This is a genomic window from Intrasporangium sp., assembly GCF_030452765.1.
GTDB lineage: Bacteria > Actinomycetota > Actinomycetes > Actinomycetales > Dermatophilaceae > Intrasporangium_A.
Map to the genome: position 1 here is coordinate 1 of NZ_JAKDLO010000181.1, position 8,622 is coordinate 8,622.

The window sequence follows — 8,622 nt, forward strand, 5'->3', positions numbered from 1 at the left end:
GGATCTCAGTCCGGGTCGATGACTGTCTCGGTCAGGGCAGCGCGCACGTGGCCCTCCCTTATCACCTCGGCCCGCTCGTCCACGGCGAGGGTGAGGGCGACGTGCATCACCTGCAGGATGCGCTGCCGCAGGTCGGGGACCGCGCGGTACTGCTCGAACAACAGCGCCACGGCGCCCGGGTCGAGCAGGCCCGACAGGGCCGCGTCCTCCGGCTCGTCCAGGGCGAGCCCGGCGCGCCGGGCCAGGACCCGGTGCACCGCGGCTGGGCCGGCCAGTGCCGGGATGCGGATCGTCGTGTCGAGGAACCCGGCGGCGGCCCGGTAGTTGGGGTCGCGCAGGTAGGTGGGGTGGACCGCGACGATCGCCGCGGTCGCCAAGTCCTCCGCGAGCACGCGTACCACGCGGCCGAAGAACGCCGCTCGGGCCGCCTCGCTGTCCGGTTGCCACGAGAGGTTGAGCCACCGGTCGGTGTCGTCCAGCACGAGCACGGGGAGCAGGTCGTGCGCCTCGATGATCGCGAGCAGCTGCGCCGCCTGCTCGAGCCGCTCCCCGCTCGAGACCGGCTCGTCGGCCGTGGCCTGCCGCAGCTCCGTGCCGAGCTCGAGCTTTGCCCCGAGCCAGCTCGGCGCGATGGTGAACCGTTGACTGGTGGCACCCGGCCGGTCGCGCAACCGCGCGACCCGGCCTGCCTCCCGGGGTAGTCCCGCGCTCACCCACCGGCGCACGAGAGCGACGACGTGGCCGGCGAAGGCCACTGGATGGGTCGCGATGTCGGGCGACTCGACGGAGACGGACACCGGGATCGGCGCGAGCCCCTCTACGGTCGGACCCAGGACGGACTCGGTGACGCTCGTCTTGCCCGACCCGCTGATCCCCACCAGGGCCACTCGGTGCCGGGCCTGCACGGAGGTGAGCAGCCGGTGCTCGCACCCGGTGGTCCCGGTGAGCTCGTCGAAGGGGACGTGCAGCCGGTGCATGACGGACCGCAGCGGAGCGGCGTCGAAGGCGTTCGCGGCGTGCAGCGCGGCGAGCCGCTCGCGGCTCATGCGCCGGCTCGCTGGCCGTCTCGCGAGGCGGCGGCCCACTCGGCGAGCGTCTTGAGACGGTAGACCTTCTTGGGTCGGCCGGGCCCGGTCCGTGGCGCGTCTGCGAAGACCGCCAGGCCGGCCGCCGCGAGGTCCCCCAGGACCTGCAGGGCGCGCGGGCGGGTCCATCCCATGCGCTCGAGCAGGGCCTCGTCGGAGGCACTGACCGGACCCATCGTGCGCATCTCTGAGGCGAGCATCGACGCGGGCCGGCCCAGCCGTGCCAGGGTCGTGTCCCACTCCCGGCGCGCGGTGTCGAAGGCCGCGTCCTGCGCTGGGGCCGCCCAGTCCACCTGCCGGGCGAGCTCGATGAGCTCCCGTGGCGTGCCCCCGTGCCCGGCCACGGCGCCGAGCCGGTCCCGGGTGATGTCCGGCAGCCGGAGCTCGAGCAGGGCCGTCGCCTCGGCGGGCGTCAGGGGCGCGAGGGCCAGGATCGTCTCGAAGAAGGCGTTCGCCGGTGGCGTGAGCAGGGTGGTCGACTCGGACGGGGTGGCGGTCACCACCCAGGTCGTCCGCGTCTCCCAGAGCTCGTCGCGCAGCACGCCGAAGAGGATGTTGCCGGGGCGCGCTGCGACGTCGTCGAGCAGTACGACGATGGGCCGCTGGCGCTGCAGGGCCGCCAGCCGGGCGAGGGCCGCGGTGGCATCCGCGGCCGGCCTTGCATGATCCGAATCGGCACGGTCGGGACCGGCACGGTCGGGCTCGTACGGCTCGGGGCGGGCGCAGGCCTGCAGGACGCGCAGGAGGATCTGGTGGGCGTCGTCTTGGCCGGCCGCGCGCACGTAGACGAACTGTGGCAGCGTCGGGTCGTCCCCGCGGTGGCGGTACTCGAGCGCCCGCAGCAGGCTGGTGCGGCCCGCTCCGTGCTCCCCCACGACGAGGACGTTGAGCGACCGGTCGACGGCCCGCTCGAGGTCGGCGGTGATCTCCTCGCGCCCGACGAGCAGCGCCATGTCGCCTGCCGAGGGCAGCAGCGGCCGCGAGGACAACGAAGGGGGCCTCGAGGTCAGGACTCGGCTGTCGCGCATGTCCCCATTGAACGCCTGACATTACTTACTGTCAATACTGTAGGTAATGCGCGGTTGTCGTCGTTCATGCCGGGCGCAGGGGATGTATGCCGTTGAGCCGGCTCAGCGGCATACACCTGGGTTCGCTTGTGGCTCAGTTGTTCTTGGCTCGGCCCCAAGGGTCTCGGGTAGCACGGGTGATCGTGGCGATGCTGACCAGCGCCGCGCACCCCCAGACGGCGAAGGATCCGGGCCACCGGGCAGTGGCCTCGCTGGGGAACAGATCGACCCAGCGGTCGAGTGCCCGGGTGAGGGCCAGGATGACGACGAGGGCGAGCAGCGAACCCGCGACGAGCTCGCCTGGCTCCGCGAGGCGTCGCCGCAGGGCCGCGGAGATCGCGAGCGCGACAAGGATGCAGCCGGACAGAGGCGCCGCGACGCCGAGCCGTGCGCCCATGTCGCTGCGTTGCGCGATCACGACGAGACCAGCAAAGCCCACGGCGAACACGGCTGCCGCGCAGAGCAGCCCGGTGCTGACGCGCCTGCGCAGCGAGGTGGGGTCGCGGCCACCGCCTCGGCGGCTGCCTCGTCGAGCAGATAGGCGGTGCCTGCCGCGAGGACGCCGATCCCGAGGATGAGGGCGAGCCGGGAGACGCCACTGGTGGGCCACGCGGCCACGACGGCGAGCAACGCCAGCCCGGCCCCGGTCAGGGACACCACCGGTCGCCACGGCAGTGCCGCGGCGACCGTGCGGGTGTGCGTGCTCATCATGGGATGAGGACCACGCTGTGGCCGTCGGGGTAGGTGCGCACGGAGTGGCTGTTGCCTCCGGCCGCCGCGAGCCCATAGGTGAGCACGGAGGCGGCGAGCATGGCCGCGCCGAGCCGGCCGAGCCGGCGCCGGGTCGAGCCTTCCGATCCCTTGAGCAGCGCGGCGATGGCCGCGAGCGCACAGAGGGTGACGAGCCAGGCCAGGTACCACCACGGCGAGGTCTGGCTGGCCGATGGTCCCGACGCGACCGCGCTGACGACGCTGCGCACCGCGTCCGGGCGGCATCGCAACGTCGGGTCCCACGTCCCGGCGGGAGCGGAGCTCATCGAGCCCGTCCAGGACGGTGGCCTGGATGACGGCCCGAAGGTCGGGGGACAGCGCTGCCATCGCGGCACCGAGGTCGCCGTACTCCACACCAGCCAGCACCTCGTCCTCGAGCGCCAGCGACGAGGCCGCCGACGCGCGCAGGATGACGAAGCCGCGCCGCGTGCGCAGCCGGCTGACCAGTCGGCGAACCGCGATGCCCCAGACCCATGCGCCGACGTCGCCGGACCCGCGGTACTGCCCCGCGCTGCGCCAGACGGCCACGAACGTGTCCTGCAGGACGTCGGCCACGACCTCCGGGTCGTTGCAACGGCGGGTCAGGCGGACCGACAGCCACGGCGCATGCTGCTCGTAGAGCTGCCGCAGGGCGCCGAGGTCCCCGCCGGCCAGGGCCTGCAGGAGAACCCGGTCGTCGGAGCCGTCGGACGATGTCACACCTCTACTGTCGACCTTGCAGCCCGGATCGGTTCCCTGCTCTTCGAGGACCTTTAGCGCATTGCGGCTCGGGCCGATCCGGGCTCAGGTCTCGTGGTCGCGCAACCAGAGGGCGAGCTGGGTCCGGCTCGTCAGGTCGAGCTTGGTGAGAGCACTGCGGACGTGGGACTCCACCGTGCGCACGGACAGGAAGAGCCGGTCGGCGATCTGCCGGTTGGTCATGGCCTGGCCGGCGAGCAGGGCCACCTCGTACTCCCGTTCGGTCAGGCCCCCCGGTCGTGCCGTCGCTCGGGGCAGCGTGCGGTCGGCCGCGTCGGACAGGGCGGACGCTCGGGCCAACGGGCCTGGCATGTCGAGCCGCCGGAGCTCGTCGGCTGCCTCCCGTGCCTGACGACGTGCCTGCCCGAGGTTGTGGTCCGCCAAGGCTTCGGCGAGTCCCAGGCGCCCGAGGGCGGCATACGGCCTGGCGCCGATACGGTCGTCGACGGCGATGCCGCGCCGGAAGTGGTCGGCGGCGAGGGGACGGTTGCCGAAGGTGTGTGCGAGCAGCCCGAGCTGGTACTCGTTGGATCCTGCGGCGAACGGCGACCCGCCGCCGTCACCGCCGCACCACTGCGAAGTGGGCGACATCACGTGATAGCACTCGGTGGCGACTTCGGCGTCGGCCAGCAGGACGGCGGCGACGCCGATCTGCCCGACGGTGCCGGCCCAGCGCGGGCCGAGCGGCATCCGGCGTGGGACGGCGCGCAGCGCCACGAACTCGGCTCTCGCCCCAGCAAGGTCACCCTGCATGACCAGGCTCACCGGGACACTCGCCCGCACCAAGGGGAGCGGTGGAGCGTGCCCGAGCGCCTCGAGCGTGTCCGGCAGGAGCTCCGAGGGGTCGCCGCGCAGCAGCCCGAGCTGGACGTGGAAGGCGTAGTGCAGGCCGACCATCGAGATGTCGCCCACCCGGTCGGCCAGGCTCCGAGCCTGCCGGGCGAGGTCGCGCGCCTCGTCGAAGTGTCCGGTCAGGAGCCCCAGCGCGGAGCGGAGCCGGAGGGTATGCCAGCGGGCGACGGGGGAGGAGCGACGGGCGGCGACCCGTTCCACGTCGGCGATCGCTTGCTGAACGGCGAGCAGTTCGCCGCGTTGGAAGGCCAGGTCGGCCTGCCACAGGTATCCCCAGAGAGCACCGATGGTGGTGCTGGAGGACCCGCCGAGCTCGACGGCGCGAGCCGCGAGCCGGGTGCGCTCCTCGATCGACTGGGGGTAGCTGAGGACGAAGTGGCGGGCCGCGACGGTCTCGAGCTCGGCCTGCCTGTCGGTGCAGGCCCGAGCGGCAGCAACGGCCTCGGCGGCGAGGTCGGCAGGGGTCTGCCCTCCCCTGACCGGCGCCGTGCGGTCCTGTGGCGACGCCGCGGCCTCAGCGGCGGCGACGGCGCACAAGGCGAGGAGCCTGGCGCGTCGGCTGCCCTCGGCAGCGGGCAGCACGGCCAGCGCGCGTCGGCACAGTCCCTCGGCGATCTGTGCGATATCGACGGACCCGATGCCCTGGGGGACCAGCGCGAAGTCGGCCATCAGGTCGGGGCGTCCGGCGGCCTCGGCGAGCTCGAGCCCGGACGTACAGGACTCGAGCGCCTGCACGAGCATCCCGCCAGCCCACTCGAACCGGGCAGCCACGAGCAGCCGTTCGGCCAGCTCCTCCTCCGTCGCGTCCAGGGCGCGAGCCGACTCCAGGGCGAGGCGAGCCAGCTCGAGACCGCGGACGGGGGCGAAGGCCTGGGCAGCGGCCGCCCGGGCGGCGAGGTCGCGACACCGAGCTGCCGCCTCTGGCCCTTCGACGCGGGACCAGTGGATCGCCGCGGGCCCCAGCATCATCGGGTCCCCGGTGCGTTCGAGCGCGGCAGCGACACAGGCATCGGCTCGCGCGCGTTCTGCCGGGCCGAGGTCGGCGACGATGGCATCGCGGACGAGAGCGTGGTTGAAGGCGAGTCCCGTGACGGCGAAGTGCAGGATGCCGGAGATGACGGCTCGGGCGAGATGCTCGCTCACCTCCTCGACCGGATGCCCGAGCGCGTCGGCCAGCAGCCTGGGCGCGAGTCGCTCGCCCATCACGGCCGCCGTGGCCACCGTCTGGCGAGCCGGGCCGGGCAGCTTGCGGTATGGCGCCACGAGCACCGCACGCCAGGTGGGCCGGTCGGTGAGGGCGGCTGAGACGTCGGCGTCCGGATGCGACAGCTCCGAGACCAGCGTCCGGATGTAGAAGGGGTTGCCCCCGGTCTGGCGGGCCAGGTGGTCCGCGTGCGAGGCCCAGTCGCGGGTCCGGGGCTCCTCGGCGAGCCACGAGGCGACGGCGGAGGCGGTCAGGCCGGGGACCGGGACATGGACGATGTTGGTGGCTCGCAGCAGGTCTGGCAGAACCGCTCCCATCGGCACCGGGGCGAGGCCCTCCTGCCTGGCAGTCCCCACGAGGAGGACGGGCAGCGAGATGATCTCGGGCAACAGGCGGCGCAGCAGGTCCAACGTCAGCGGGTCGGCCCAGTGCAGGTCCTCCAGGACGACGGCCAGCCCTGCGTCGGAGGCGCGCCGGGCGAGTGCGGCGGCGACTGCCTCGGCGAGCCGCCACCTCACCCCGTCGTCGGCGTCCACGCCCTGGATCGAGGCCAACGCGTCGCCCAGACCATCGACGTCGCGGGCCACCCGCCACCAGGGCCACAGCGCTGGGGCAGCCGGGTCGTCCATGCACCAACCGCGCGCGTCGGCCATCCCCAGACTGGACGCCTCCTCGGCCGCGACCTGGGCGAGCCGACTCTTGCCGATCCCAGCCTCGCCGGTGAGCAGGACGAGCCGGCCTGTGCCGGCTGCCGCCTCACGGCAGGCGACGGCAAGCTGCGCCGACTCGACGTCTCGACCGGGCACCGACATCACGAAATCAGTATTCCGGGACCACGTTCAGTAGGGGAGTCGGCAGTCGCACTGAGGCGGCCGACCTCTGCGCGGGCGCACGATCGGCTCAGACGCCCACGCTCGTGGGCGCGCGACGACAGGAGCCCACCATGCACGTACAGCTCGTCTGGTTCGACGGCCCGCGCAGCGACGAGGCCGTCGAGGCCTCGCGCCGGGCCGGGAGCGAACGGCTGATGCCGCTCATCGAGTCCCACCCGGACCTGCGCACCGGCCTGCTCGGCGGCGTGCGGGCAGTCGGGCCGGACGGCGCCGAATGCGCCGTGGTCCTCGCACGAGACGCAGCCGCTCTCGACACCTTGGAGAGCCTCGTCATGTCCTCCGAGCTGCTGCCCGGCGAGGACCCGGCCATGCTGACCGGCCCGGACCGGGTGGCCCGGTACGTCGCCTCCGATGTGTTCGGCCGGCTCGCCGACCTGGTGACTGGGGCCGAGCGATGAGCACCGTCCCGCGCGCCCGAGACACCGAGTCGATGCGCAAACCCGATCTCTCCGGTCGATGGGCGCTGGTCAAGGACGCCAGCGTGGCCCGCTTCCACGTTCGCGACAAGCTCGTCTCGACCGTGCATGGCACGTTCCCGATCGAGGACGGCGTGGTCGTGGTCTCGGGTGAGGGAGAGATCACCGAGGCGTGGGTGAGGCTGTCGGTCGCAGGGATCGCGACCGGGAACGCGCATCGCGACAGGGACGTGCGCGGGCCACGGTTCCTCGACGCGGAGGGCTGCCCGGCTGTCGTGGTGGCTGTCGAGACGACCCGCGAGACACCGACCGGATGGGAGCCGGATGCCGTGATCCTCGCGCGTGGGGCCCGAGCGCCTGTCGACCTGACGGTCATGCTCGTCGACGAGCCCCGACCCCGGCCGGATGGCCCGATCCGGGTCCGGGTGGCCGGCCGGCTGGACCGGCGTCCGCTGGCGATGAAGGTCCCGACGTTCGTCGTCGGACGGTTCCTCGACCTCGAAGCCGACCTGCGCTTCGCCAGAGTCGCGCCGCGCGACGACGGCCACGTCGGCTCGGGTGACTCGCGATGACGCCCCCTGACTCTGGCGACTCCGTCGAGCCCGGGGCTTGTCTGCCACAGCACAGCTCGGTGCTCGAGCGTCCGTGCAGGCTCGCACTGCGCGGGGCCCGGCTCTTCGACGGTCACCAGTTTTGGGTCGGCCGCGGCCCGGGTGTGCTGGTCGAGGGAGAGAGGATCGTGGCGGTGTTCGACGGCGACCCGCCGCAGGACGCCGACACCTGGTCGACTTCAGCGGCGCGACCCTGCTTCCGGGCCTGGTCGACACCCACGTCCACCTGGCCTTCGACGCGTCGCTCGACCCCGTGGCCGCACTCGCGGGCCGAGACGACGCCGCCGCCCGCGCCGAGATGGTCACGGCGGCCCGCGTCGCGCTGCTCGGCGGCGTGACCACGGTCCGTGACCTGGGCGACCGCGGCTACCTGTCCCTGGATCTGCGCGGCAGGGCGGACCTGCCGACCATCGTGGCGGCGGGACCGCCGATCACGACCCCGCTGGGGCACTGTCACTTCCTGGGCGGTCAGGTCGCCGACAGCGCACACGCCGTCCGAGCCGCGGTGCGCGAGCACGCAGACCGCGGCTGCGACCTCGTCAAGGTGATGTCCAGCGGCGGGGCCTTGACGCCGGGCACGCGCATGGAGGACGCACAGTTCGCCCGGGAGGTCCTCGTCGCGGCCGTTCACGAGGCCCACCGGCTGGGCCTGGCGGTGACCGCGCACGCCCATGGCACCGCCGCGATCGAGGACTGCCTGGCCGCCGGGGTGGACGGGATGGAACACGTCAGCTTCTGGGCTGCGGACGGGGTGGACGACCGGCCCGACCTGCGGCAGGCCATGGCCGATGCAGGCATCGTCGTGGGCGCGACCATCGGCATGTTGCCACCGCCGCCGAGCGTGACGCTTCCGCCGGAGGTCCTGGCCCGCATCCCGAGGGTCATCGCGAACATCCGAGACCTGGTCGAGCGCGGCGCTGTCGTCGTCGCCGGCACCGACGCCGGGATCGCACCCGTCAAACCGCACGACATCGTCCGCACCGCG

General features: G+C 73.2%; 10 protein-coding genes and 1 pseudogene. 4 read left to right on the plus strand and 7 right to left on the minus strand.

Going from position 1 to position 8,622, the window contains the following annotated elements; translation table 11 throughout:
* Positions 1-5 precede the first annotated feature (5 nt).
* The 6 genes and pseudogenes from L0H79_RS18195 to L0H79_RS22295 form a co-directional block, all read right to left on the minus strand.
* Positions 6-1,046, minus strand: a complete 1,041-nt coding sequence (locus tag L0H79_RS18195) for a hypothetical protein (RefSeq protein ID WP_301486057.1) — start codon at positions 1,044-1,046, stop codon at positions 6-8.
* The gene (locus tag L0H79_RS18200) at positions 1,043-2,113 is read right to left on the minus strand and encodes an AAA family ATPase (RefSeq protein WP_301486058.1); all 1,071 of its coding nucleotides are present in this window, start codon (positions 2,111-2,113) and stop codon (positions 1,043-1,045) included. Before L0H79_RS18200 ends, L0H79_RS18195 begins: the two co-directional genes overlap by 4 nt.
* A gap of 133 nt (positions 2,114-2,246) precedes the next feature.
* A complete protein-coding gene (locus L0H79_RS18205) occupies positions 2,247-2,570 on the minus strand; it encodes a hypothetical protein (protein WP_301486059.1) in 324 nt (107 codons plus the stop codon).
* Positions 2,567-2,860 carry a hypothetical protein gene (locus L0H79_RS18210; protein ID WP_301486060.1) on the minus strand — a complete coding sequence of 98 codons (294 nt, stop codon included), beginning with the start codon at positions 2,858-2,860 and terminating at the stop codon, positions 2,567-2,569. Before L0H79_RS18210 ends, L0H79_RS18205 begins: the two co-directional genes overlap by 4 nt.
* Positions 2,860-3,189, minus strand: a complete 330-nt coding sequence (locus tag L0H79_RS18215) for a hypothetical protein (RefSeq protein WP_301486061.1) — start codon at positions 3,187-3,189, stop codon at positions 2,860-2,862. Before L0H79_RS18215 ends, L0H79_RS18210 begins: the two co-directional genes overlap by 1 nt.
* A 214-nt stretch (positions 3,190-3,403) precedes the next feature.
* Positions 3,404-3,586 (minus strand): annotated as a pseudogene (locus L0H79_RS22295) (RNA polymerase sigma factor); the annotation flags it as partial.
* On the opposite strand from L0H79_RS22295, the gene L0H79_RS18220 reads away from it, so the two are divergent.
* Positions 3,530-3,679, plus strand: coding sequence for a hypothetical protein (locus tag L0H79_RS18220; protein ID WP_301486062.1), 150 nt, complete (start codon positions 3,530-3,532; stop codon positions 3,677-3,679). The pseudogene L0H79_RS22295 and the gene L0H79_RS18220 overlap by 57 nt on opposite strands.
* Before the next feature lie 27 nt (positions 3,680-3,706).
* Here L0H79_RS18220 and L0H79_RS18225 read toward each other — a convergent pair whose 3' ends face one another.
* Positions 3,707-6,529, minus strand: a complete 2,823-nt coding sequence (locus tag L0H79_RS18225) for a LuxR family transcriptional regulator (RefSeq protein ID WP_301486066.1) — start codon at positions 6,527-6,529, stop codon at positions 3,707-3,709.
* Between the two features lie 131 nt (positions 6,530-6,660).
* On the opposite strand from L0H79_RS18225, the gene L0H79_RS18230 reads away from it, so the two are divergent.
* The 3 genes from L0H79_RS18230 to L0H79_RS18240 form a co-directional block, all read left to right on the plus strand.
* Entirely contained in the window at positions 6,661-7,008 is a 348-nt protein-coding gene (locus L0H79_RS18230) for a hypothetical protein (RefSeq protein ID WP_301486063.1), read from the plus strand.
* On the plus strand, positions 7,005-7,598 hold the full coding sequence (locus tag L0H79_RS18235; RefSeq protein ID WP_301486064.1) for a YceI family protein: 594 nt from the start codon (positions 7,005-7,007) through the stop codon (positions 7,596-7,598). The genes L0H79_RS18230 and L0H79_RS18235 overlap by 4 nt, the downstream gene beginning before the upstream one ends.
* Positions 7,599-7,671: 73 nt before the next feature.
* Positions 7,672-8,622: amidohydrolase family protein (locus L0H79_RS18240; protein WP_301486065.1), on the plus strand; the 951-nt coding region annotated here is incomplete at its 3' end.